The following is a 23,730-nucleotide window of genomic DNA, read 5'->3' on the forward strand; positions in this document are numbered from 1 at the left end:
AACAATGGCATTGTTGAGGTTGATTTAGATGAAAGGACAAGAAACTCGTGGTTTTCAGTCAGAGGTTAAACAGCTTCTGCACCTGATGATCCATTCTCTTTATTCCAATAAAGAAATTTTCCTGCGTGAACTGATTTCCAACGCCTCCGATGCGGCCGACAAGCTGCGTTTCCGCGCGCTGTCCCAGCCGGACCTGTATGAAGGCGATGGCGAGCTGCGCGTGCGCGTCTCTTTTGACAAAGACAACCGCACGCTGACCATCGCCGATAATGGTATCGGGATGAACCGTGAGGAAGTGATCGACCATCTCGGAACGATTGCCAAATCCGGGACAAAATCTTTCCTCGAATCAATGGGCTCCGATCAGGCAAAAGACAGCCAGCTGATTGGTCAGTTTGGTGTCGGCTTCTACTCAGCGTTTATCGTGGCTGATAAAGTCACCGTGCGTACCCGCGCGGCGGGTGATAGCGCGGAAAACGGCGTGTTCTGGGAATCTGCCGGCGAAGGCGACTACACCGTTGCTGATATCACCAAAGCCGACCGCGGCACTGAAATTACCCTGCACCTGCGCGAAGGTGAAGATGATTTCCTCAACGACTGGCGCGTGCGTTCGATCATCAGCAAATATTCCGATCATATCGCGCTGCCGGTAGAGATTGAAAAGCGCGAAGAGGTTGACGGCGAAACGGTGATCTCCTGGGAGAAAATCAACAAGGCCCAGGCGCTGTGGACCCGTAATAAGTCGGAAATCAAAGACGACGAATATAACGAATTCTATAAACACATTGCCCACGACTACAGCGACCCGCTGACCTGGAGCCACAACCGCGTGGAAGGCAAGCAGGAGTACACCAGCCTGCTGTACATCCCGTCGCAGGCGCCGTGGGATATGTGGAACCGCGATCACAAGCATGGCCTGAAGCTGTACGTGCAGCGCGTCTTCATCATGGATGAAGCCGAGCAGTTCATGCCGAACTACCTGCGCTTTGTCCGCGGCCTCGTCGACTCCAACGATCTGCCGCTGAACGTGTCGCGTGAAATTCTGCAGGACAGCAGCGTGACCCGCAACCTGCGCACCGCGCTGAGCAAACGCGCGCTGCAGATGCTGGAAAAACTGGCCAAAGACGACGCGGAAAAATATCAGACCTTCTGGCAACAGTTTGGCCTGGTGCTGAAAGAAGGCCCGGCGGAAGACAGCGCGAATCAGCAGACGATTGCTAAGCTGCTGCGTTTCGCTTCTACCCATACCGATTCCGCCGCGCAGACCGTGTCGCTGGAAGAGTATGTCTCCCGCATGAAAGAAGGGCAGGAGAAGATCTACTACATCACCGCGGACAGCTACGCCGCGGCGAAGAGCAGCCCGCACCTCGAGCTGCTGCGTAAGAAAGGCATCGAAGTTCTGCTGCTCTCTGACCGCATCGACGAGTGGATGATGAGCTACCTGACCGAGTTCGACGGCAAGGCGTTCCAGTCGGTGGCGAAAGCCGACGAATCGCTGGATAAGCTGGCGGATGACGTCGATGAAAGCACCAAAGAGGCCGAAAAGGCGCTGGAACCGTTCGTTGAGCGCGTGAAAACGCTGCTGGGCGAGCGGGTGAAAGAGGTTCGTCTGACGCACCGTCTGACCGATACGCCGGCTATCGTCACCACCGACGCGGACGAAATGAGCACCCAGATGGCGAAGCTGTTTGCCGCTGCGGGTCAGTCAGCACCGGAAGTGAAGTACATTTTCGAACTGAACCCGGCTCACCCGCTGGTGAAACGCACGGCGGATACGCAGGATGAGGCCCGGTTTGGCGAATGGGTTGAGCTGCTGCTCGATCAGGCCCTGCTGGCCGAACGCGGTACCCTGGAAGATCCTAACCAGTTTATTCGCCGCATGAACCAGCTGCTGGCTTCCTGATCGCTTCGTTGTTTGTCCACCCCGGCCCGCGCGTACGGTGCGCGGGCCGGGGTGGACGCCGCCTCTGATGGCGTAAAATCCGCCTTTCAAGCAAAATAAACCCTCCATTAACCGTTTCAGCCGCTCCGCCTTCCTTGAGCCATCTGCGTTCTGGTGGTATGGTTTAGCGTTTTTGAAAAATTGAATCGACTTTTGAGGGGATTTTCGTAATGCGTATTATTCTGCTTGGCGCTCCGGGCGCGGGTAAAGGAACTCAGGCTCAGTTCATCATGGAGAAATACGGAATTCCGCAAATCTCTACCGGTGACATGCTGCGCGCTGCGGTGAAATCTGGCTCCGAGCTGGGCAAACAGGCAAAAGACATTATGGACGCCGGCAAGCTGGTGACCGACGAACTGGTGATTGCGCTGGTTAAAGAGCGTATCACCCAGGAAGATTGCCGTAACGGTTTCCTGCTCGACGGCTTCCCGCGCACCATTCCGCAAGCTGACGCCATGAAAGAAGCGGGCATCGCCGTTGATTACGTTCTGGAATTTGCTGTACCGGACGAACTGATCGTTGACCGTATCATTGGCCGTCGCGTACACGCGGCTTCCGGTCGCGTTTACCACATCAAATTCAACCCGCCGAAGGTTGAAGGCAAAGACGACGTGACCGGTGAAGAGCTGACCACCCGTAAAGATGACCAGGAAGAGACCGTACGTAAGCGTCTGGTGGAATACCATCAGATGACGGCGCCGCTGATCGGTTACTATCAGAAAGAAGCTGAAGCGGGCAACACCCGGTACGCGAAGGTTGACGGTACGAAAGCCGTTTCCGACGTGCGCGTTGAGCTGGAAAAAATCCTCGGTTAATCCCGTTGGTTCTCATCCTGCCGCGGCGGGATGAGAACATCTCTCATTCTACCTTTTTCTCTGATTGGTTCCGTTTAGCGCCATTTCAGCTACAATTGTCAGCGATTCAAATGGTTAAGAGGCGGTAATGCATCAGACGAAAACAGGTATCTTGTTAGCCAACTTAGGCACTCCCGATGCGCCCACGCCCGATGCGGTGAAGCGCTATCTGCGACAATTTCTCAGCGACAAGCGGGTGGTTGATACGCCCCGTCTGCTGTGGTGGCCGCTTCTGCGCGGCGTGATACTGCCCCTGCGCGCGCCGCGGGTCGCGAAACTTTATCAGTCCGTGTGGATGGACGAGGGCTCGCCGCTGATGGTTTACAGCCGTCGACAGCAGCAGGCTCTGGCCGCGCGCCTCCCTGATACGCCGGTTGCTTTAGGCATGAGCTACGGCTCGCCTGCGCTGGAAAGCGCGGTGGATGAACTGCTGGCCCAGGATGTTGGCCACATCGTCGTGTTGCCGCTGTATCCGCAATACTCCTGCTCCACCGTGGCGGCAGTATGGGATGAGCTGGCGAGAATTCTGGCGAAAAAGCGGGCCATCCCCGGTATCTCCTTTATTCGTGATTATGCCGATGATGCCAGCTATATCGATGCGCTGGCTGCCAGCGTTCGCGCATCGTTTGCCGTGCACGGCGAACCGGATGTGCTGCTGCTTTCTTATCACGGCATACCGCAGCGCTTTGCCCAGGAAGGCGATGATTACCCGCAGCGCTGCCGCGATACCACCCGCGAGCTGGTCTCCGCGCTGGGACTTTCGCCGGATCGTGCGATGATGACCTTCCAGTCGCGCTTTGGCCGTGAGCCGTGGCTGACTCCCTACACCGACGAGACATTGAAAATGTTGGGCGAGAAGGGGGTGAAGCATATTCAGGTGATCTGCCCGGGCTTTGCTGCGGATTGTCTGGAAACGCTGGAGGAGATTGCGGTGCAGAACCGGGAAGTCTTCCTCGAGGCCGGCGGGCAGAAATATGAATATATCCCGGCGCTAAATGCGGACAGTGCGCATATCGAAATGATGGTGAACCTGACGGCGCCGTATCGCTAATCGCGTGCGGCAGGGGGAATATGCTATTATTCCCCGCTTGTTCACTGCCATTAAATCGCCACTATGAAATTTCCCGGTAAACGCAAATCCAAACACTACTTTCCCGTTAATGCCCGCGATCCGCTGTTGCAACAAACGCAGCCGGAAAATGAATCCAACGTCGCGTGGGTGGTCGGCATCGATCAAACGTTGGTTGATATCGAAGCCAAAGTAGATGAAGCGTTTATCGTGCGCTACGGCCTCAGCGCCGGCCATTCTCTGGTCATCGAAGATGATGTCGCTGAAACGCTCTACCAGGAGCTGGTACGGAATAATTTAATTACCCACCAGTTTGCCGGCGGAACGATTGGCAATACCATGCACAATTATTCGGTGTTGGCCGATGACCGCTCGGTATTACTGGGGGTCATGTGCAGCAATATCGAAATCGGCGGCTACGCCTATCGCTATCTGTGCAACACCTCCAGCCGTACTGACCTGAACTATCTGCAAGGGGTGGACGGGGCCATTGGCCGCTGTTTTACCCTGATTAGCGACGCGGGCGAACGAACCTTTGCCATCAGTCCGGGCCACATGAATAAGCTGCGTCCGGAAAGCATTCCGGAAGAGGTGATTGCCGGTGCCTCTGCGCTGGTGCTGACTTCGTATCTGGTGCGCTGCAAGCCTGGCGAGCCGATGCCGGATGCGACGATGAAAGCCATCGAGTATGCCAAAAAGCATGATGTACCGGTGGTGCTGACGCTGGGAACGAAGTACGTCATTGCCGATAATCCGGAATGGTGGCAGCAGTTCCTCAAGGAGAACGTCTCTATTCTGGCGATGAATGAAGAAGAAGCCGAAGCGCTGACCGGACTGTCCGATCCGCTGTTGGCTTCGGATAAGGCGCTGGAGTGGGTGGACCTGGTACTGTGTACCGCCGGGCCAGCGGGGCTGTATATGGCCAGCTTTACGGAAGAGGAAGCCAAACGTAAAACTCAGCATCCGCTGCTGCCGGGGGCGATTGCCGAATTCAACCAGTATGAGTTCAGCCGGGCGATGCGTCACCAGGATTGCGTTAACCCGCTACGGATTTACTCGCATATCGCGCCGTACATGGGTGGGCCTGAGAAAATCATGAATACCAACGGCGCCGGTGACGGGGCGCTGGCGGCGTTGCTGCACGATATCACCGCCAATAACTATCACCGGAATAACGTGCCGAACTCCAGTAAACACAAGTGCAAGTGGCTGACCTACTCGTCGCTGGCGCAGGTGTGCAAATATGCGAACCGCGTCAGCTATCAGGTGCTGAACCAGCATTCGCCGCGTTTAACCCGCGGCCTGCCGGAACGAGAAGATAGTCTGGAAGAGGCATACTGGGAGCGTTAAGCCCGTTTCCCCTCTTGCGCCGCGTGAGGGGGGAGAGCGCAACAGTTGCAAGGCCTGGCTGAGCGCCTCTCGCTATCCGAGAGGCGCCATGGTAGGGGATTATCCGGTAACCACTTCACCCGCCGGCGGCGTCTCCAGTAGCAGCAACATCGCGCGGGCGATTTCTCGCTCGCCCATCACCACCTGGTTTGCGCCGCGTTCGGTAATGTAATCCACTTCATCATCATAATGCGCCCGGGCGATAATCTCGATATTCGGGCATTTCTCGCGGGCGGCAGCGACGATTTCCCCGGCCTCATAGCCGTTAGGAATGGTCAGCAGCAGCCAGCGGGCGCAGTCCAGATGCGCCAGATTCATGATCTCTTCATTCGCCGCATTGCCCAGCACCGCACGAATACCGCGCGCGCGCAGCTCATCGACGCGGGTGCGCGACGTTTCGATAACCACCAGCGGAATACCCTGGGCCATCAGTTTTTCGCCCAGCAGGCTTCCGACGCGGCCAAAGCCTACCAGCAGCGCGTGGTTGCAAATATCGACCGGAATTTGCTTCTCTTCTTCGAGCACTTCTTCGAAGGTCTGCTCATCCAGCGTTTCGGTTTTATCGAGGTATTTTTCCAGCAGCGCAAAGAGCACCGGGTTAAGCATGATAGAGATAATCGCCCCGGCCAGTACCAGATTTTGTCCGGCCTGCGGCAGCAGGTTCAGCGCCATGCCAAGCCCGGCGAGAATAAAGGCGAACTCACCGATTTGCGCGAGGCTGGCGGCGATGGTCAGCGCGGTGCGCGGCGAGTGGCCGAACATCCGTACGAGGAAAAAGGCGACCACCGACTTGCCGAAGATAATGATCGCCAGCGTCGCCATCACCGCCAGCGGTTGCTCCAGCAGGATCATCGGATCAAACAGCATTCCCACGGAGACAAAGAACAGCACGGCGAACGCATCGCGCAGCGGCAGCGTGTCGTGCGCGGCGCGGTGGCTGAGTTCGGATTCGTTCAGGACCATACCGGCGAAAAATGCGCCAAGCGCAAAGGAGACGTCGAACAGCTCAACCGCACCGAAGGCGATCCCGAGAGCGAGGGCCAGAACCGACAGGGTAAACAGTTCGCGGGAGCCGGTGGCGGCGCTGCGGGACATAATCCACGGTACCAGACGACGACCTACCAGCATCATAATGGCGATAAAGGCAATCACTTTCCCGATGGTGATCCCCATATCGACGGCCAGCGACGCCAGGCCAACATCGCCTTTCTCCGCCATACCGGCGACGGCCGGCAGCAGAACCAGCGTCAGAACCATTACTAAATCTTCGACGATGAGCCAGCCGATGGCGATCTGCCCTCGCTGGCTATCAATAAGCTGCCGTTCTTCCAACGCGCGCAGCAGCACCACGGTACTGGCGGTAGAGAGACACAGGCCAAATACGATGCCGGTCATCAGCGACCAGCCCAACACGGCAGAAAGCGCCATACCCAGCAGCGTTGCCACGGCTATCTGGGCAATCGCGCCGGGAATGGCGATCGACTTTACCGCCATCAAATCCTTCAGGGAGAAGTGCAGCCCGACGCCAAACATCAGCAATATGACGCCGAGTTCAGCCAGCTCCGGCGCCAGTTTGGTATCGGCAACGAAGCCTGGTGTAAAGGGGCCGGATAACACGCCTGCTAACAGGTAGCCCACCAGTGGCGAAATGCGCAGCTTATTGGCAATCATGCCGAAGATAAAAGCGAGTACGAGCCCACCGACAATGGTGGTGATAAGCGGTGTTGCGTGGTGCATTCCGTCTCCTTGTATGTGGTGAGCCAATCCATTTTCAGTATTAAACACGCGATCCTTCAGGCTGCCTCTGCGTTAGCTTCGCGCATTCACCGAATCATCCCTGCGTCAGAGATTCACGCGCGCTACCTTGCGGCAACCCGGAGGTAGGTGTCTAAACCTAAAAAACCGAGTAATAGTTTATGACAGTTTTAGCCGTTTTGTTTATGAATAATTGTTGAATTATGCAGAAAAATGGAATTAACCCGCAAAAAGGCACAGATCGGAAAACTACGGCAGCTAATGAGCGGGAGTGCTCACAGGATAAGGGATTACGGCGGCCAAAGTTTCACTTTAGCCGCCATATAATCAGGATTTTTGGCGGTTGTCAGGAAGGAATATCGTCAATATGCCGAGAAGTGGCAGGAAAGCACAGATTTTATAAACCAGCTCGATACTGGTGTGGTCCGCTAACAGCCCCAGAACGGCGGCTCCGAGGCCACCCATACCAAATGCGAAACCGAAAAACAGACCAGAAACCATGCCGATACGTCCCGGTAACAGCTCCTGGGCGTAGACCAGGATTGCCGAAAATGCCGATGCGAGGATAAATCCAATGATCATGGTCAAAATCCCCGTCCACTCCAGCGTCGCGTAGGGTAAAACAAGGGTAAAGGGAGCCACGCCGAGGATCGAGCCCCAAATTACATATTTACGCCCAATTTTATCGCCTACTGGCCCGCCAATCACCGTTCCTGCGGCAACGGCAAACAGGAAAATAAACAGATGAACCTGCGCATTCTGGATCGATAATCCGAATTTATGCATCAAATAAAAGGTGTAATAGCTGCTGATGCTCGCCATATAGAAATATTTCGAGAAAATCAGCATCAGCAGGATGCCGACGGCAAGAATCACTTTGTTTTTCGGCAGCGGACTGGCGACGACGGTCTTCGGTTTACCTTTATTCATCCGATGCTGTGCGGCATACCAACGGCTGATTTGCGACAGCACGACGATGGCCAACAGCGCGGCCAGGACGAACCACGCGACGTTACCTTTGCCGTATGGCGCGATAATCACCGCCGCCAGCAGCGGACCCAGAGAACTGCCAAAGTTACCGCCGACCTGGAATAGCGACTGAGCCAGTCCATGACGGCCGCCGGAGGCCATCCGCGCCACGCGCGACGATTCCGGATGGAATACCGAAGAACCGGTACCCACCAGCGCGGCGGCAAGCAGCACCATGCTAAAACTTCCGGCCAGCGCCAGCAGCACCAGGCCGCTGAGGGTGAAGCACATGCCGATCGGCAGCGACCATGGCATCGGGTATTTGTCGGTCCAGTAGCCGACCACCGGCTGAAGCAGCGAAGAGGCCAGCTGGAAGGTCAGGGTAATCATCCCGATTTGCACGAAGGTCAGGGAGAACTCCGACTGAAGCAGCGGGTAAATCGCCAGAATCAGCGACTGGATCATATCGTTCAGTAAATGGGAAAGGCTGATGGCGCCCAGAATACCAAACGAGGTGCGTGCTTTTTGCGGCGCAGCAGCGGGGCCGGATAAGGGTTGAACGGTCTGATTCGTCGCCATAGGTTCACTTTGAGAGCGTTATTGTGGATGCAGGTAGAATTATTATCTGACTAACATACCTGCCCCTAAGGTTTGAAGGAAGTCTCAATTCGGAAAACATATTTGTCTGTCGACGTAACTCGCTATACTTTCGGCACTTGTTTATTAAGTCAGGGAGAGAAATATGCATTTTTTAAAACGGGCGCTAGCGCTGGGGCTATTTACCGCGCTGTCTTTGGGAAGCTTATCCGCACAGGCTTATGAGCAGGATAAAACCTATAAAATCACTATCCTGCATACCAACGATCACCACGGGCATTTCTGGCGTAATGATTACGGTGAATATGGTCTGGCGGCGCAAAAGACGCTGGTCGACGGGATCCGCAAAGAGGTCGCCGCTGAGGGCGGAAGCGTTCTGCTGTTGTCCGGCGGCGATATAAATACCGGTGTGCCGGAGTCGGATTTGCAGGACGCAGAGCCAGATTTTCGCGGCATGAACCTGATTGGTTATGATGCGATGGCAGTGGGCAACCATGAGTTTGATAATCCGCTCAGCGTACTGCGCCAGCAGGAGAAGTGGTCTAAGTTTCCGTTCCTCTCCGCCAATATCTACCAAAAAAGCACCGGCGAGCGCCTGTTTAAACCCTGGGCGCTGTTTAAACGCGGGGGGTTAAAAATCGCGGTTATTGGCCTGACCACCGATGACACGGCCAGGATAGGTAACCCGGAATATTTCACCGACATTGAATTTCGCAAACCGGCGGACGAGGCCAAACTGGTTATCCAGGAGCTGCAGCTGAATGAAAAACCGGATGTGATTCTGGCGACCACCCATATGGGCCATTACGACAACGGAAATCATGGTTCTAACGCCCCGGGTGATGTCGAAATGGCGCGCAGTCTGCCGGCAGGATCGCTGGCGATGATCGTCGGCGGTCATTCGCAGGATCCGGTCTGTATGGCTTCGGAGAATAAAAAACAGATCGATTATGTACCGGGCACGCCGTGCGCGCCGGACAGACAGAATGGGATCTGGATCGTTCAGGCGCACGAGTGGGGGAAATATGTCGGTCGTGCGGATTTTGAGTTCCGCAACGGCGAGATGAAGCTGGTGCACTATCAGCTGATCCCGGTCAATCTGAAGAAGAAGGTGACCTATGATAACGGCCAGAGCGAACGCGTGCTCTATACGCCGCAAATCCCGGAAAACCCGCAGATGCTGTCGCTGCTGACGCCATTCCAGAATAAAGGCAAAGCGCAGCTTCAGGTCAAAATTGGCAGCGTGAATGGGCATCTTGAAGGCGATCGCAGCAAGGTACGTTTCGTGCAGACCAATATGGGACGCCTGCTGCTGGCGGCGCAAATGGCGCGTAGCAATGCCGATTTTGCCGTGATGAGCGGCGGCGGTATTCGTGACTCCATCGAAGCCGGGGATATTACCTATAAAGATGTCATGAAGGTGCAGCCGTTCGGTAACGTGCTGGTGTATGTCGATATGAGCGGCAAGGAAGTGACGGAATATCTGACCGCCGTGGCGCAGATGAAACCTGACTCCGGCGCCTATCCGCAGTTCGCCAACGTCAGCTTCGTGGCGAAAGACGGCAAGCTGAATGATCTGAAAATCAAAGGCGAACCGGTCGATCCGACGAAGACCTACCGGATGGCAACGTTGAGCTTTAACGGGACCGGCGGTGACGGCTATCCGCATATCGACACCAAACCGGGTTATGTGAATACCGGTTTTATCGATGCCGAAGTGCTGAAAGAGTATATCCAGAAAAACTCACCGCTGGATGCGGCCGCCTATGAGCCGAAAGGCGAGGTGAGCTGGCAGTAACGCGTGAGGATAACCCCGGTTGCGCTGCGCTGACCGGGCTACGGATTCGCCACGATCTGGGGGATGAGTAGCCTGGTCAGGCGCGACGCGCCGCCTTCGGGATAGCCCCGTTTTACAGGTCCCTGTACGCTGAGGCGCGATTAATCGCGGCGGGCGATATCGGCGAATTTGGCGTCGAGAATCTTCGCTAAATCGCTGGCCGCCAGTTCAATGTCCAGCCCGCGCTTGCCGCCAGAAATATAAATGGCGTTAAACGCCTGGGCCGGGGCATCAATCAGCGTCGGTAGCCGTTTCTTCTGTCCGAGCGGGCTGATGCCGCCGACCAGATAGCCGGTCGTACGCTGGGCGACCATGGGATCCGCCATGTCCACCTTCTTCGCGCCCAGCGCTTTGGCCACTTTTTTCAAATCCAGCTGCCCGGCCACCGGCGTCACCGCCACGGCCAGATGTTTCATATCCCCGTTGACCGCGACCAGCAGCGTCTTATAAACCTGGTCTGCGTTCAGCCCCAGCTTGCGTACCACTTCATCGCCGAAGTTGGTTTCATTGGGGTCGTGATCGTAGCTGTGGATCTTAAAAGCAATTTTGTTTTTTTCGAGTAACTTAACGGCGGGAGTCATACTTATCCTTCTTACCAACCGATCTCAGGTGCTGTCAGCATACGCCCGTTGAATGTGTAAAAAATAGTACCATCTTGCGCAATAGTATTGGCAGTGATGGTCACTTTGAGCGACAATCGAACGATCCGGAATGCAAATTCCGGGATAATAATAATGATGAAATTCCTCTTTGACGGGCCAATAGAAATATTGGCCATTTTTTTACGTCAGCATATCAGGCAGATTCCCTTCACCGTATAAATGCAGCGCCCCGACGGCGACAACATAGCGCCCCGGCGGCAGCGCCAGCAGCGTCTCGCGCCACGCCTGATTGCGCTGATGCATGAGCACATCGTACAGCGACTGGCTGAAGGTTGTCGGCAACGTGGTGACGCCTTTGGCGGGCGGCTGCTCCAGCCACCAGCCGATCATCACCTGCAAAAGACGGGCGTTGGTGCGCCAGTGGGTCAACGTATCCTCCAGCAGCGCCAGTCCGCCGTCCGGAAGGTCGCGCAGCAGCGCTATCTGGCTGTCGGTGCCTTCAAGCTCCATCACCCGCACCTTGCTCTCACGCGCGGCCATCAGCAGCTGGTAGTCAATGCCGTAATCCGCACGCAGCCCCAGCTTCTGAGCCTGCGTTGCCTGTAACACCATCGCCACCTGCCAGAGCGGCTGGCTGTCAAACGGCGCCGTCGACAGCCCGAGTTCCGCGGCCCGACTCTCCAGCTCGACGAGCTGCTGCGGGGTTAAACGCTCGGCCAGCGGCGGGCAGGCGGGGAGGTCAGCAAAGGGCGTTTCGTTGCCGGTGATATCCGCCTCCACGATGAGGGCGTCGGCCTGACGAATTTTTTTCAGTAGCCTGGCGGGAGGAGGGGACATGTCGCGGGTGCCCATATGAATACTGCCGACCAGATGCAAATAGCGCTCTCCGGGAAGGGTAATATCCAGTGCGGGCCAGGAATAAGACGCGCCGACGGCGGCACGCCACAGCATTTTTATTCGGTTTAACAGGCCCATACGCGCTCCGTAGTGTGAAGTCTTCATGCTAGCGCGTATGGGTCATAACATCTAGTCTTTCGGTTTAAAGCGCAGCAGCCGGTTGGCGTTGCTGACCACGGTAATGGAAGAGAGCGCCATAGCGGCACCGGCTACCACCGGGTTAAGCAGAGTTCCGGTCAGCGGCCATAAGATTCCGGCGGCGATGGGGATCCCCAGCGAGTTGTACACAAAGGCGCCCAGCAGGTTCTGCTTCATGTTGCGCAGCGTGGCTTTGGAAATCGCCAGCGCATCCGCGACGCCGTTCAGACTATGGCGCATCAGGGTGATGGCCGCCGTCTCAATGGCAACATCGCTCCCGCCGCCCATCGCAATCCCGACGTCGGCCTGGGCCAGCGCCGGCGCGTCGTTGATGCCGTCACCGACCATCGCCACCTGATGCCCCTGGCTTTGCAGACGCTTGATAGCGTCAGCTTTGCCGTCCGGCAGCACGCCGGCGATCACTTCGTCGATGCCTGCCTCTTTGGCAATCGCGTTAGCGGTCGTGGGGTTATCCCCGGTCAGCATCACCAGACGATAACCCTGGCGGTGCAGGCGAGCCAGCGCAGCGACGCTATCGCTACGCAGCGGGTCGCGAATAGCGAACAGTGCGGCGACCTGGCCATCGATCGCCAGCAGCACCGGCGTTGTCCCTTGTGATGCCTGGGCGGCAATCTCGCTTTCTACGGCGGCGGTGGCAATCTTTTGCTCATTAAGCAGCGCCTGGTTACCGAGCAGCAGGGTACGGCCTTCTGCCTCGCCGCTGACGCCGAGTCCGCGCAGGGTGCGGAAGTTGTTGACGACCGGCAGCTGACTATCGGCGGCTTTCTCGATGATCGCCCGCGCCAGCGGGTGGCTGGAGCCTTGCTCCAGTGCCGCCGCAAGACGTAGCGCGGTGGGCTCATCAACCTCGGCAAAGGTTTTTACCGCCACCACCTGCGGTTTACCTTCGGTCAGGGTGCCCGTTTTATCAAAAACGATGGTATCGAGCTGGCTGGCGCGCTGCAGCGCATCGGCATCGCGAACCAGCACGCCATATTCCGCCGCGCGACCCACGCCGGAGATAATCGACATCGGCGTCGCCAGGCCCAGCGCACAAGGGCAGGCGATAATCAGCACCGTAGTGGCGATCACCAGGGTATAGACAATTTGCGGTGCCGGCCCGAAGAAGTACCAGATTGCCGCACTGAACAGGGCGATAACCACCACGGCCGGCACGAATACGGCGGAGATTTTATCCGCCAGCTGGCCGATTTCCGGTTTGCTGCTTTGCGCCTGGCGCACCATGCGGATGATACGGGCAAGCGTTGTCTGGCTGCCGACGGCGCTGGCGGTAAACAGAACGCTGCCGTCCTGGACCACGGTACCGGCATGCAGCGTGTCGCCATCCGTTTTTTGTTGTGGAATCGGTTCGCCGGTCAGCATTGCCTCATCCAGCCAGGCTTCGCCCTGGCTTATCACGCCGTCAACCGGAACCCGGTCGCCGGTGGTCAGACGCAGGGTCATCCCCGGCTGAACGTCGGCCAGCGGCACGCTTTTTTCACCCTCTTCGCTGACAACCCGCGCCGACGGTGGCGTCAGGTCGAGCAGTTTTTCCAGCGCTTTTGAGGAGCGCTGACGGGCGCGGGCTTCCAGCATATGACCGAGGTTAATTAAGCCGATAATCATTGCGCTGGCTTCATAGTAGAGATGGCGAGCCTCCATCGGGAACCACTGCGGCCACAGGTTGACGCTCATGGAATAGAGCCAAGCTACGCCGGTTCCCAGCGCCACCAGCGTATCCATGGTGGCCGTCGCGTTTTTCAGGCTTTTCCATGCGCTGCGATAGAAATGGCCGCCGGCGAAGACCATCACCGCCAGGGTGACAAGCCCGATAACCAGCCACAGGGAACGGTTATCATCGCTGACCATCATATTGTCACCGATCATTCCCCAGACCATGACCGGCACCCCCACCAGCAGGGCAACAATCGCCTGCCAACGGAAGCGTTTCATGGTGGCGATAGCGGTTTCCTGCTGGCGTTCGCGGCGTTGCTGGTCATCTTCGATCGCTTCGGCGCCGTAGCCTGCCTTCTCCACCGCCTGGACTAATTCTGCGGCGGACGCGCTGCCCATAACCAGCGCAGTGCGTTCCGCGAGGTTTACCCGTGCCTGCGTGACGCCCGGTACGCTTTGCAGCGCGTTTTGTACCCGGGAAACACAGCTGGCGCAGCTCATGCCGCTTAACAGCAGCTGTTGGCTTTCATCATCAGCCGTCGCTGCCGGAAGCTCAGAAGAGACCGCTGTCAGCGCTTCCGACGGGATTGATGACTCCGCCAGCGGTTTAGCCTTTGGGTGGCTTAACTCTGCGCCGTAACCGGCCTGCTTGATGGTTTCGATAAGCGCTTCTGCACTGGCGCTACCGGTCACGTGCGCTTCGGTGACGGTGACTTCCGCCAGCTCAACGTCCGGGCGCTGTTCGAGACTTTCTTTTACGCGTTTGACGCAGTGACCGCAGGACAAACCGTCCAGGGCCAGGTCGATGGTTTGAGACATAACACACTCCTTTATGACAGGGATGACTGACTGTGATAAAGGTTAAACCTTCCAGCAAGGGGAAGGTCAAGGTGTTTATTTTTCGCGGCGTTTTTAGTGTTCCAGCGCAATCGCGCAGACATGTTCCAGAGAAGAAAGGCTGCTGTACAGTTCGGGTAAGGTCATTTTTTTCCTCACCACCAGCTTAAGGTTGACCTCTATTTTTCCCTTTTTTAAATCACGGATCGTGATGGTTTCGATAATATTTTTTTGCTGCGTAATACCCGTTATTAGCGTTTCTAAGCCGGATTTTTCATCAAGGATAATGCGGATTTTTACTTTGCCGGGTGACTGATTTTTAGTTTGTAAAAAAATGACGAAATAACTGAGCTTGATCGCCAGCAGGAATAATCCGGTGGCGAGAAGAGCATGGAGATAAAAACCGGCGCCGCTGGTAATGCCTACCCCTGCGGAAGCCCATACTATTGCCGCTGTCGTCAGCCCGGAAATCGCATCATCATGGCGGTGGAGGATCACCCCCGCGCCGAGAAATCCGACGCCGCTGATGATCTGCGCCGCCAGGCGCATCGGATCGCTGCGGATGTTGGCGGAGATCTCAGCGTAATACTCCGCCGACTGGATCGAGACAATCGTCAGGACGCAGCTGGCTACGGAAATAATCACGCAGGTTTTAAAGCCAACCGGCTTACCTTTTGATTCTCTCTCCAGACCGATGATTCCGCCGAGAATAAAAGCCACGCCAATTTTGCATAGCGTAATGAAAGCAGATTCTCCCTCGCCAGATAAGATGAGCGCCAACGTATTCATTTTTCCTCCGCAAAACCCTGCCCGCGCAGCGCGTGCTGTTCCTCTTGCCTGTGCCGGAATGCTAGGCGCGGTAACGGTGAATATAGTGTTCGAGCAGCGCCAGAAGATGGTTATTATCGATACTTTCGAGGATGCGTACTGTCGCGCCTTGCGGCTCGGGAATCCCCACCTCCAGGCGCAGGCCGTCACGCCCGTAGCGGCAGGTCATACCGCGAGTGATGCCTTCCAGGGAGACGTCGAGGTAATCTTCTGTCGTCGTCGCCATTGTCGGATCAAGTAACCAGGCAACGGTTAACACATCATGGATCCAACATCCGGGCAGGTTGCGGGTCTGCATTGAGTAGGCGATCCACGGGCGAACAGTCTGGGCCAGATAACGACTAAGCCCGTTATTTACCGAAGTCAGACGATCCAGATCGCGATGAAGCATCTGCGTTTTCGTGGTGACATCCATCGGCACCAGCGTGACAGGCGCACCGCTGGTGAGTACGGCGTGTGCCGCTTCAGGATCCAAACCAAAATTGGTGTCCTTTATATAGCCCGCAACGTTGAACACCCCGCCCATGATCACGATGTTTTTAACCGTACCAACGATGTCGGGATAGAGCTGTAGCGCTATCGCCACATTGGTGAGTGGTCCGGTGGCAATCAGCGTTATCTCGCCGGGATGGTTGCAGATCAGCTCGCCGATGGCCTGTGGTGCCAGAGGCTGCACGGCCTGGCACGTTGGCGGGGCAGGGACGTCCGACCATAGCTGGCGTAAGCCAGCGCGATCGACGCCATGATCGAGTTTTTCGCGCCACGGCAGCGGGTCTTCTCTGAGGGCGCGGGCGGCGCCGCGGTAGACCGAAACCGGGATATCTAGCTGTCGGACGAGCTCTTTGGCGACGGCATAGCCGGTTTCTACCGGCGTATTGCCTGCCACGGTGGTGATCATTTCCAGGGTGATTTGCGGTGCGGCAATCGCCAACGCCAGCGCCAGGCCATCATCGATATTGGCACCCGGAACGCCGTTCCCCGGGTCGCAGTCGATAATCACGCGCATGGATTCATTTTCATCTTGTCTCAGGTTGTACTTCATGTCCCTGGCAGCCACACGACTCTCCCACTCGTAAATAAAACTCAAATTCAACGCGGCGAACCTTACCGTCCCAGTTTTTCAGCATGTCGATCGCCGCCCGGGCCATTTTGTCGACGGGCTGGCGGACGGCCGTTAAGGAAGGGACGTTGTAAGCCGATTCTTGTGTGGCGTTAAAGCAGACCAGCGCCACATCCTGGGGCACACGCAGCCCGTGCTCTGCCAGCGCGCGTAAGCAGCCGATCGCCTGTTGTTCATTGGTGGCGAACAGCGCGCGCGGAGGCTTACCCTGCAGCATACGTTTTGTCGCCTCATAGCCTCCTGCCCGCGTATAGTTGGTCGAAAAAATCCAGCCAGGAGTGACCGCCAGCGACGCTTCTTCCAGCGCTAACTGCCATCCCCGAATACGATCCTGGGTGTTGAGCATTTCACGCGGGCCACAGATAATGCCGATATCGCGGTAGCCGTGATCGATAAGATGTTTCGTCACCTGCCAGGCCGCCAGCTGTTCATCCACCTGAATAACGCTGACGTTTAATCCGGCATCGACGCGATCCAACATCACGCAGGGCGTGCCGCTCTCTTCAATCAACTCAATATACGGGTGCCGGTCAACGCTGGTATAAATCAGGCCGTCAACCTGGCGATTGAGCATGTTGTTGATCAGTTCACGCTCCCGTCCGCTGTTATCACCCGCATCCCCCAGCAGGAGGACCTTGCCGTCAGCAAACGCTTCGCGCTGCAGGGCGTGCGCCATGGAGGCAATAAACGGGTTTGAGATATCCGGGGCCACAAGCCCGTAAGTTTGCGTACTCCCCGAGGCCAGAGCGCGGGCGATACCATTGGGCCGGTAACCGGTTTTCTTGATCGCCTGCAACACGCGCTGCCGGGTCGCCTCGGCAACGGGACGTGGACCGTTATTAATAACGTAACTCACGACAGCGACAGATGTTCCCGCCTCCTTTGCGACATCGGAACGTGTTACGCGTTGTGAATGTGATTGGGTCACGAGGCACCTACCTGGTTGAGTTCAGAGCATTCTCTTTTCCGCACAGCATAAGGTGTTGTCCCCCAAAAATCTTGGGTAAAGAACGCGCATCCAGCGTTCTCCGTGCTCAAATTGCGTCCTCAGGTAAATTGAGATCGCGTCCGCGCGTCTCCGGAGCGAAAAAGGTGGTCACCAGACCGATGGCGGCCATCAGCGAGAAATAGACTGCGATAGGCCACCAGTGCCCGTAAAACGAGAGCAGCGCCGAGGCCACCAGCGGCGCGGTACCGCCCGACATAATTGAGCCCAGCTCTTTGGCGAAGGCCATTTTGGTATAGCGATTAGTCACGCCAAAAAGCTCAACGCCCCAGGCCGCCTGGACACCGAAAATACCCAGCGAAGCGAGCCCCATACCGGTAATGATGGTGGGGATAACAATCCACGGCTCACGGGAGTCGAGCAGCATAAAGGCCGGGAAGGCGTAGAGGATCAGTAACAGACAGAACCAACGATAGATGATGCGCCGACCGAAGCGATCGGAAAGCCAGCCCGCCAGCGGAATAATGGCGAATCCCAGAATCGACGCGATAAACACGGCCACCGTCGGGACCGATTTATCGACCATCAGAACCCTGGCGACATAGCCAATGATAAAACCCTGGGCGAGGTAGGATGGGCCATTTTCGCCGATGCGTAAGCCGACCATTGTCCAGAACGCACGGGTGCGTCGCCAGAAGCTACGGGTGTCCTGCTGTTTCATGGCCTGGCCGCGGCGCAGCGATTTTTCACGTTCGGCCTTGAGCAGCGCTTTTTGTCGTTCAAAGACCGGAGTTTCACGGATATGGCGACGAATGAACAGCGCCGTCGCGGCGATGAGAATGCTGCTGAGGAAAGGGATGCGCCATCCCCAACTGAGCAACGCATCTTTGTCCATTTGTAAGACAACGAGCCAGACCAGAGAGGCGAGTAAAGTGCCGCTGTTGGAGCCGAGAGCGATAATGGAAGAGACCAGCCCGCGGCGCTTCACGGGGGCGTATTCACCGAGCATCACGGTGCCGCCTGAGAGTTCTGCTCCGGCCCCCAGCCCTTGAGTAAATCGCAGAATAACCAGGCACACCGGCGCCCATACGCCAATCTGGGCGTAGCCGGGAATTAAGCCGATTAGCATGGTTGAGAATCCCATCAGGCCGATGGTGATCACCATGACAATTTTGCGTCCGTGCCGGTCGCCTATCCAGCCAAACAGCAGCGCGCCGATGGGCCGGGCAATAAAACCAACGGAATAGGCGGCAAAGCTGGAGAGAAGCGCCATGACTGGGGTGGCCTGTGGAAAAAAGACATCGCCAAAGATAATACCGGCGGCGAGTCCGTAGAGCGCAAAATCGGCATATTCCATCGTGGTGCCTAACCAGCAGGAAAACGTCGCTCGCCAGAATTCGCGGCGCCCTTCGGGGGTTTCCATGCGCTCCTGGGCAGCCTGCTGGCCGTCAGTCAGGGGAACAGAGGATGAATGCGTGTTCATAAGAACTCCTTGAAGTGAGCTGTCGACAAAAGCCGCAGGTTTTAACTCTTCATGTTCTACTCGCGTAGATATTATATTTCTTCGGCAGATTAATAGATCTACCCGCGTAGAATTGAAAGATGAAAGAGTCAGGATTGCGAAAGCGATCACTTATAACAGGCAATTGTTACAGAAAATGATGCCCCGGACGCGCTACTCTGAAAGGAAGAAGGCTTCCTGAGGCGTCGCCCGGTAGGCGATGGCGGGAAGTGAGTTATAATGATGCTCTGTAGGCGCCAATCGACGGAGGACACGTGAATATCAGCGATGTGGCAAAAAAAACCGGCTTAACCAGTAAAGCGATTCGCTTTTATGAAGAGAAGGGACTGGTCACGCCGCCGCTGCGCAGTGAAAACGGCTATCGCAGCTACAGTCAACGGCACCTGGATGAACTGACCTTACTGCGCCAGGCGCGGCAGGTCGGGTTTAATCTTGAGGAGTGCCGCGAACTGATCTTTCTGTTTAACGATCCGTCGCGGCACAGTGCGGACGTTAAGCGCAGAACGCTGGATAAAGTTGCGGATATTGAGCGCCATATCAGCGAGTTGCAAAATATGCGCAGGCATCTGCTGGCGCTGGCGGAAGCCTGTCCCGGCGATGACGGCGCCGATTGTCCAATTATCGACAACCTTTCCGGCTGCTGCCACCGCAAGGCGCAGGCTTAGCGGCGTGGCGCGGTGGCCCGCACGCGCAGCGTAATACCTTCGACGGCCAGTACCTCTACGTGGCTGCCTGCGGCAAGGTCCTCATCGGCCACCACCGGCCACGAGCTGTCGCCAACCCGTACGTGACCATGGCCGTTGATCAGCGGGCTTTCCAGCATGAAGACGCGGCCGACCAGCTGCTTGCCGCGCTGGTTGAGCTGCGCGTCGGCCGGTTTCTGGCGCGCGACCTGCCTGCGCAGCCAGTGTGACCACAGCCAGGCGGCCAGCAAGGTCATCGCGGCGAACAGCGTGCCCTGCCACTCCCAGCCGAAGGGCAGCCCCCAGGAGAGGAGTCCGGTGACTACGCCGGCGATGCCGCTCCACAGCAGATAGCCGTTGCCGCCCAGCATTTCAGCGGCCAGCAGGAGTCCGCCGAGGCTCAGCCAGAAAATATGCGGATGGGCGAGAATGAGCGCGATCATGATTTTTTCCGTTCGCCAGAACCTTCTTTGATAAGCTCGCTGATACCGGCGATAGAGCCCATCAGGCTGCTGGCATCGAGCGGCATCATCACCACTTTGCTGTTATTGGCGGAACCAATTTTCTGCAGCGCATCGGTGTATTTCTGGGCCACAAAGTAGTTAATCGCCTGAATATCGCCGGAGGCGATAGCGGACGAGACCATCTGCGTCGCGCGGGCTTCCGCTTCCGCAGAACGTTCGCGGGCCTCGGCCTGTAAGAATGCCGACTGGCGTTCCCCTTCCGCTTTCAGGATCTGCGACTGCTTTTCCCCTTCGGCTTTGAGAATTTCGGCCTGGCGTATCCCTTCGGCTTCAAGAATATAGGCGCGTTTGGTTCGTTCGGCTTTCATCTGGGCGTTCATCGAGGCAATCAGTTCAGCCGGCGGGCGCACGTCGCGAATTTCGACGCGGGTAATTTTGACGCCCCACGGGTTCGTCGCTTCGTCGACAATATGCAGCAGGCGGGTGTTAATGCTGTCGCGCTGGGAGAGCATTTCGTCAAGTTCCATCGAGCCAAGAACGGTACGAATGTTGGTCATCGTCAGGTTGACGATCGCCTGCTGTAAATTGCTGACCTCATAAGCCGCTTTTGGCGCATCAATGACCTGAATAAAGCACACGGCATCAATAGTAACGTTGGCGTTATCGCGTGAAATAACCTCCTGGGAGGGAATATCAAGCACCTGCTCCATCATATTAATCTTACGGCCAATCCGATCCATAAATGGCACCACCAGGCTTAAACCCGGTTGCAGCGTCATGGTGTAGCGGCCGAAACGCTCAACGGTCCACTGGAAGCCCTGGGGGACAATTTTAACGCCCGCCATGACGATAACCAGCGCGACGAAAATGAGTACGGGGATAAAGATCAGCATCAAAAAACCTCCTGTTTTATTGCCTGATGAGGCGCCAGAAAAAATGACGCAGGTTTAAATTGAGTATATCTTTCTCCTCACCCAGGCGAAAGGAAACTGGAGTAAACTAGCAGGGTTGTGGGAAAAAAGTGGAACAATAATGAAGGAAAATAACGCTATTTTGCGTCTTGCGAATGTTGGCTTTCAGGTCGACGGGACGGTCATTCTTAATAATATAAATCTCCAGCTGCGGGCCGGAGAATTTAAGCTGATTACCGGGCCTTCCGGCTGTGGAAAAAGCACCTTGCTGAAAATTATCGCCTCGCTGCTGAGTCCTACCTCCGGGCAGATTTTTTTTGCCGATCGGGATATTACGGCGCTCTCGCCGGAAACCTACCGCCAGCAGGTCTCCTACTGCGCGCAGACCCCGGCGCTGTTTGGTGACTCGGTTTATGATAATCTGATTTTTCCCTGGCAGATTCGCCATCAGCAGCCGGATCCTGCGGCGCTGGTCGCTGATTTACAACGCTTTGGTCTTGCGGAAAATACGCTGGAAAAATCAATCAATGAGCTTTCTGGGGGAGAAAAGCAGCGGGTTTCGCTGATCCGTAATTTGCAATTTTTGCCCCAGGTATTGTTGCTTGATGAAATTACCAGCGCGCTGGATGAAAGTAATAAACACAACGTCAACGATATTATTCATCGTTATGTGACGGAAAAAAATATTGCGGTGCTGTGGGTCACCCACGATCGCAATGAAATTGCCCATGCTGATGAGGTGATCACGTTGCAGCCCGCCGGCGGCAGCGCTCAGGAGGTGTCTCATGAACGGGCATAATATTACCAACGAATCGCTGGCGCTTTCGATGGTGCTGGTGCTGGTGGCGATTATTGTGAGCTACCGGGAAAAACTGGCGCTGGAAAAAGATATCGTCTGGAGTATCTGTCGGGCGGTGGTGCAGCTGATTATTGTCGGCTACGTCCTGAAATATATCTTCAACGTCAATCACGCGCTGCTGACGCTGCTGATGGTGCTGTTTATTTGCTTTAACGCGGCATGGAACGCGCAAAAGCGCAGCAAATATATTGATAAGGCCTTCCTGTCGTCATTTATTGCCATTACGACCGGCGCCGGACTGACGCTGGCGGTGCTGGTCTTCTCCGGCTCCATTGCTTTTGTGCCGATGCAGGTGATTCCGATCGCCGGGATGGTGGCCGGGAACGCGATGGTGGCGGTCGGGCTGTGCTACAACAATATGGGACAGCGCTTCAACAGCGAGCAGCAGCAAATTCAGGAGAAGCTCAGCCTGGGCGCCACGCCGAAAATGGCGGCTGCCGGGTTAATTCGCGACAGTATTCGCGCATCGCTGATCCCGACTATCGATTCGGCTAAAACGGTGGGGCTGGTGAGTTTGCCCGGCATGATGTCAGGGCTGATTTTTGCCGGCATTGATCCGGTGAAGGCCATTAAATACCAGATTATGGTGACGTTTATGCTGCTCTCTACCGCCAGTCTGTCGACGATCATCGCCGGCTATCTGACCTACCGCAAGTTCTTTAACGCCCGCCATCAGCTGGTGGTGACGCAGTTGAAAAAGCACTCATAAACGTAACGACTCCCCGGATGGCGGCACGACAGTGCCGCCCGTAGCCCCGGTAAGCGCAGTGCGACCGGGGGGCGTTTCGGAGAACAGGTGCGGCGTTTTCGCCCCGTAGCCCCGGTAAGCGCAGCGCGACCGGGGGCGTTTCGGAGAACAGGTGCGGCGTTTTCGCCCCGTAGCCCCGGTAAGCGTAGCGCGACCGGGGGGATTGACGTGGATAAGGGGATTAGTACAGCAGCGAATAGAGCTGACGGCGGTACTTCGCCGCCAGGGCATCGCCGGTACCCAGTGCGGCAAGGATCTCCTGCAACATCTTGCGTACCTGGCCGTCTCCGGCGCCTAAATCCTTCTGCAAATGGCTGAACAGCAGCGCCAGCGCTTCTTCATTGCGGCCAACCTGATGCAGCTGCAGCGCGAGCTGAGCGGCCAGCGCGGCATCTTCAGGATGCTGTTCAACCTGCTGCTGCAGCTGTTGAATTTCCGGCGTATCGGCCGCCTGTTTCAGCAGCTCAATCTGCGCGACCAGCCCCTGATAGCGGGTATCCTGATCCTGCATAGGAACGGTTTTCAGCACCGCTTCGGCTTCGTCGGAACGCTGCAGCGCGATCAGCGTCTCCGCCAGCAGGAGGCCAATCTGGCTGTCCTGGTTCGACATCTGCCACGCGTCTTTCAGCAGCGGCAGAGCCTCAAGATATTTTTCTTCCTGCATCAGCGCCAGCGCCTGCTGAGCTTTGAGCTCCTCTTCGCGGGGCAGCACTTTATCCAGCAGCGCACGGATGGCTGACTCCGGCTGCGGGCCTTCGAAGCCGTCTACCGGCTGGCCGTTCTGGAACAGATAAACCGTCGGGATTGAGCGCAGGCCAAACTGTGAGGCAAGCATCTGCTCAGCATCGCAGTCCACTTTCGCCAGCGTAAACTGCCCGTTGTATTGCGCAGCCAGTCCTTCCAGAACCGGCGTCAGCTGCTCGCAGTGCTGGCTGCGCGCTGACCAGAAATAAAACAGCACCGGCGCAGTAACGGATTGCTCCAGCGTCTGGTGCAGGTTAGCTTCGGTAATATTGATAACATTCTGTACTGACATGAGCGCATCTCTTTAGTCGATTTTGGGTATACATGGGGGCGACAGCCGGAGCT

The 23,730-nt window shown here is 56.6% G+C and carries 20 protein-coding genes; 8 read left to right on the forward strand and 12 right to left on the reverse strand.

The genetic code is table 11. The features are described 5' to 3' along the window. Positions 1-28 precede the first annotated feature (28 nt). The 4 genes from htpG to MC50_RS14580 all read left to right on the forward strand — a co-directional run bounded on the left by htpG (position 29) and on the right by MC50_RS14580 (position 5,215). Entirely contained in the window at positions 29-1,903 is a 1,875-nt protein-coding gene (htpG, locus tag MC50_RS14565; protein ID WP_032700678.1) for a molecular chaperone HtpG, read from the forward strand. Positions 1,904-2,112: 209 nt separating this feature from the next. Then, positions 2,113-2,757: an adenylate kinase gene (gene adk / locus MC50_RS14570; RefSeq protein WP_032689196.1), complete on the forward strand. Its 645-nt coding sequence runs from the start codon at positions 2,113-2,115 to the stop codon at positions 2,755-2,757. 127 nt (positions 2,758-2,884) lie between these two features. Continuing rightward, entirely contained in the window at positions 2,885-3,847 is a 963-nt protein-coding gene (hemH, locus tag MC50_RS14575) for a ferrochelatase (RefSeq protein ID WP_032696517.1), read from the forward strand. A 63-nt stretch (positions 3,848-3,910) separates the two neighbouring features. Further along, the gene (locus tag MC50_RS14580) at positions 3,911-5,215 is read left to right on the forward strand and encodes an inosine/guanosine kinase (RefSeq protein WP_032689194.1); all 1,305 of its coding nucleotides are present in this window, start codon (positions 3,911-3,913) and stop codon (positions 5,213-5,215) included. Positions 5,216-5,314: 99 nt separating this feature from the next. On the opposite strand, the gene ybaL is transcribed toward MC50_RS14580, so the two are convergent. Both ybaL and MC50_RS14590 read right to left on the reverse strand, forming a co-directional pair. Then, complete coding sequence (gene ybaL / locus MC50_RS14585; protein ID WP_032689193.1) at positions 5,315-6,991, reverse strand: YbaL family putative K(+) efflux transporter; 1,677 nt, start codon at positions 6,989-6,991, stop codon at positions 5,315-5,317. 345 nt (positions 6,992-7,336) lie between these two features. Beyond that, entirely contained in the window at positions 7,337-8,557 is a 1,221-nt protein-coding gene (locus MC50_RS14590; RefSeq protein ID WP_047664242.1) for an MFS transporter, read from the reverse strand. Between the two features lie 163 nt (positions 8,558-8,720). Here MC50_RS14590 and ushA point away from each other — a divergent pair, with 163 nt between their 5' ends. Next, on the forward strand, positions 8,721-10,373 hold the full coding sequence (gene ushA / locus MC50_RS14595) for a bifunctional UDP-sugar hydrolase/5'-nucleotidase UshA (protein ID WP_032700676.1): 1,653 nt from the start codon (positions 8,721-8,723) through the stop codon (positions 10,371-10,373). 140 nt (positions 10,374-10,513) lie between these two features. Here the strand turns inward: ushA and ybaK are convergent, their stop codons facing one another. The 7 genes from ybaK to MC50_RS14635 form a co-directional block, all read right to left on the reverse strand. Next, positions 10,514-10,993 carry a Cys-tRNA(Pro)/Cys-tRNA(Cys) deacylase YbaK gene (gene ybaK, locus MC50_RS14600; protein ID WP_004858826.1) on the reverse strand — a complete coding sequence of 160 codons (480 nt, stop codon included), beginning with the start codon at positions 10,991-10,993 and terminating at the stop codon, positions 10,514-10,516. A gap of 201 nt (positions 10,994-11,194) precedes the next feature. Continuing rightward, positions 11,195-11,989 (reverse strand): TraB/GumN family protein, encoded by a 795-nt coding sequence (locus MC50_RS14610; RefSeq protein ID WP_032696515.1) that lies wholly within the window; start codon positions 11,987-11,989, stop codon positions 11,195-11,197. Between the two features lie 51 nt (positions 11,990-12,040). Beyond that, complete coding sequence (gene copA, locus MC50_RS14615; protein WP_032700675.1) at positions 12,041-14,542, reverse strand: copper-exporting P-type ATPase CopA; 2,502 nt, start codon at positions 14,540-14,542, stop codon at positions 12,041-12,043. 93 nt (positions 14,543-14,635) lie between these two features. Next, positions 14,636-15,349: an MgtC/SapB family protein gene (locus tag MC50_RS14620; protein WP_032689187.1), complete on the reverse strand. Its 714-nt coding sequence runs from the start codon at positions 15,347-15,349 to the stop codon at positions 14,636-14,638. Between the two features lie 61 nt (positions 15,350-15,410). Then, positions 15,411-16,430 (reverse strand): nucleoside hydrolase, encoded by a 1,020-nt coding sequence (locus MC50_RS14625; protein ID WP_047664245.1) that lies wholly within the window; start codon positions 16,428-16,430, stop codon positions 15,411-15,413. Then, entirely contained in the window at positions 16,405-17,436 is a 1,032-nt protein-coding gene (locus tag MC50_RS14630; RefSeq protein WP_032696511.1) for a LacI family DNA-binding transcriptional regulator, read from the reverse strand. Before MC50_RS14630 ends, MC50_RS14625 begins: the two co-directional genes overlap by 26 nt. A gap of 106 nt (positions 17,437-17,542) precedes the next feature. Beyond that, positions 17,543-18,937, reverse strand: a complete 1,395-nt coding sequence (locus MC50_RS14635; RefSeq protein ID WP_032696510.1) for an MFS transporter — start codon at positions 18,935-18,937, stop codon at positions 17,543-17,545. 293 nt (positions 18,938-19,230) lie between these two features. Between MC50_RS14635 and cueR the strand changes: the two genes are divergently transcribed. Further along, a complete protein-coding gene (cueR, locus tag MC50_RS14640) occupies positions 19,231-19,641 on the forward strand; it encodes a Cu(I)-responsive transcriptional regulator (RefSeq protein ID WP_032689183.1) in 411 nt (136 codons plus the stop codon). On the opposite strand, the gene MC50_RS14645 is transcribed toward cueR, so the two are convergent. Next, entirely contained in the window at positions 19,638-20,102 is a 465-nt protein-coding gene (locus tag MC50_RS14645) for an NfeD family protein (RefSeq protein WP_032689182.1), read from the reverse strand. The genes cueR and MC50_RS14645 overlap by 4 nt on opposite strands. Further along, the gene (locus MC50_RS14650; protein ID WP_032689181.1) at positions 20,099-21,016 is read right to left on the reverse strand and encodes an SPFH domain-containing protein; all 918 of its coding nucleotides are present in this window, start codon (positions 21,014-21,016) and stop codon (positions 20,099-20,101) included. The genes MC50_RS14645 and MC50_RS14650 overlap by 4 nt, the downstream gene beginning before the upstream one ends. 139 nt (positions 21,017-21,155) lie before the next feature. On the opposite strand from MC50_RS14650, the gene fetA reads away from it, so the two are divergent. Then, on the forward strand, positions 21,156-21,833 hold the full coding sequence (gene fetA, locus MC50_RS14655; protein ID WP_047664249.1) for an iron efflux ABC transporter ATP-binding subunit FetA: 678 nt from the start codon (positions 21,156-21,158) through the stop codon (positions 21,831-21,833). Then, entirely contained in the window at positions 21,820-22,602 is a 783-nt protein-coding gene (gene fetB / locus MC50_RS14660; RefSeq protein ID WP_032689179.1) for an iron efflux ABC transporter permease subunit FetB, read from the forward strand. Before fetA ends, fetB begins: the two co-directional genes overlap by 14 nt. A gap of 220 nt (positions 22,603-22,822) precedes the next feature. On the opposite strand, the gene MC50_RS14665 is transcribed toward fetB, so the two are convergent. After that, positions 22,823-23,677 carry a co-chaperone YbbN gene (locus MC50_RS14665; RefSeq protein WP_032689178.1) on the reverse strand — a complete coding sequence of 285 codons (855 nt, stop codon included), beginning with the start codon at positions 23,675-23,677 and terminating at the stop codon, positions 22,823-22,825. Between the last annotated feature and the right edge of the window lie 53 nt (positions 23,678-23,730).

Origin of the sequence: Klebsiella planticola (assembly GCF_000783935.2) — a bacterium.
Taxonomy (GTDB): domain Bacteria; phylum Pseudomonadota; class Gammaproteobacteria; order Enterobacterales; family Enterobacteriaceae; genus Klebsiella; species Klebsiella planticola.

Coding starts and splice junctions, on each gene's coding strand:
- copA (WP_032700675.1), bottom strand. CDS start 14,542: ATGTCTCAAACCATCGACCTGGCCCTGGACGGTTTGTCCTGCGGTCAC.
- ybaK (WP_004858826.1), bottom strand. CDS start 10,993: ATGACTCCCGCCGTTAAGTTACTCGAAAAAAACAAAATTGCTTTTAAG.
- MC50_RS14650 (WP_032689181.1), bottom strand. CDS start 21,016: ATGCTGATCTTTATCCCCGTACTCATTTTCGTCGCGCTGGTTATCGTC.
- fetB (WP_032689179.1), top strand. CDS start 21,820: ATGAACGGGCATAATATTACCAACGAATCGCTGGCGCTTTCGATGGTG.
- hemH (WP_032696517.1), top strand. CDS start 2,885: ATGCATCAGACGAAAACAGGTATCTTGTTAGCCAACTTAGGCACTCCC.
- MC50_RS14580 (WP_032689194.1), top strand. CDS start 3,911: ATGAAATTTCCCGGTAAACGCAAATCCAAACACTACTTTCCCGTTAAT.
- MC50_RS14590 (WP_047664242.1), bottom strand. CDS start 8,557: ATGGCGACGAATCAGACCGTTCAACCCTTATCCGGCCCCGCTGCTGCG.
- fetA (WP_047664249.1), top strand. CDS start 21,156: ATGAAGGAAAATAACGCTATTTTGCGTCTTGCGAATGTTGGCTTTCAG.
- MC50_RS14620 (WP_032689187.1), bottom strand. CDS start 15,349: ATGAATACGTTGGCGCTCATCTTATCTGGCGAGGGAGAATCTGCTTTC.
- MC50_RS14665 (WP_032689178.1), bottom strand. CDS start 23,677: ATGTCAGTACAGAATGTTATCAATATTACCGAAGCTAACCTGCACCAG.
- MC50_RS14610 (WP_032696515.1), bottom strand. CDS start 11,989: ATGGGCCTGTTAAACCGAATAAAAATGCTGTGGCGTGCCGCCGTCGGC.
- ushA (WP_032700676.1), top strand. CDS start 8,721: ATGCATTTTTTAAAACGGGCGCTAGCGCTGGGGCTATTTACCGCGCTG.
- adk (WP_032689196.1), top strand. CDS start 2,113: ATGCGTATTATTCTGCTTGGCGCTCCGGGCGCGGGTAAAGGAACTCAG.
- htpG (WP_032700678.1), top strand. CDS start 29: ATGAAAGGACAAGAAACTCGTGGTTTTCAGTCAGAGGTTAAACAGCTT.
- MC50_RS14625 (WP_047664245.1), bottom strand. CDS start 16,430: ATGAAGTACAACCTGAGACAAGATGAAAATGAATCCATGCGCGTGATT.
- ybaL (WP_032689193.1), bottom strand. CDS start 6,991: ATGCACCACGCAACACCGCTTATCACCACCATTGTCGGTGGGCTCGTA.
- MC50_RS14645 (WP_032689182.1), bottom strand. CDS start 20,102: ATGATCGCGCTCATTCTCGCCCATCCGCATATTTTCTGGCTGAGCCTC.
- MC50_RS14635 (WP_032696510.1), bottom strand. CDS start 18,937: ATGAACACGCATTCATCCTCTGTTCCCCTGACTGACGGCCAGCAGGCT.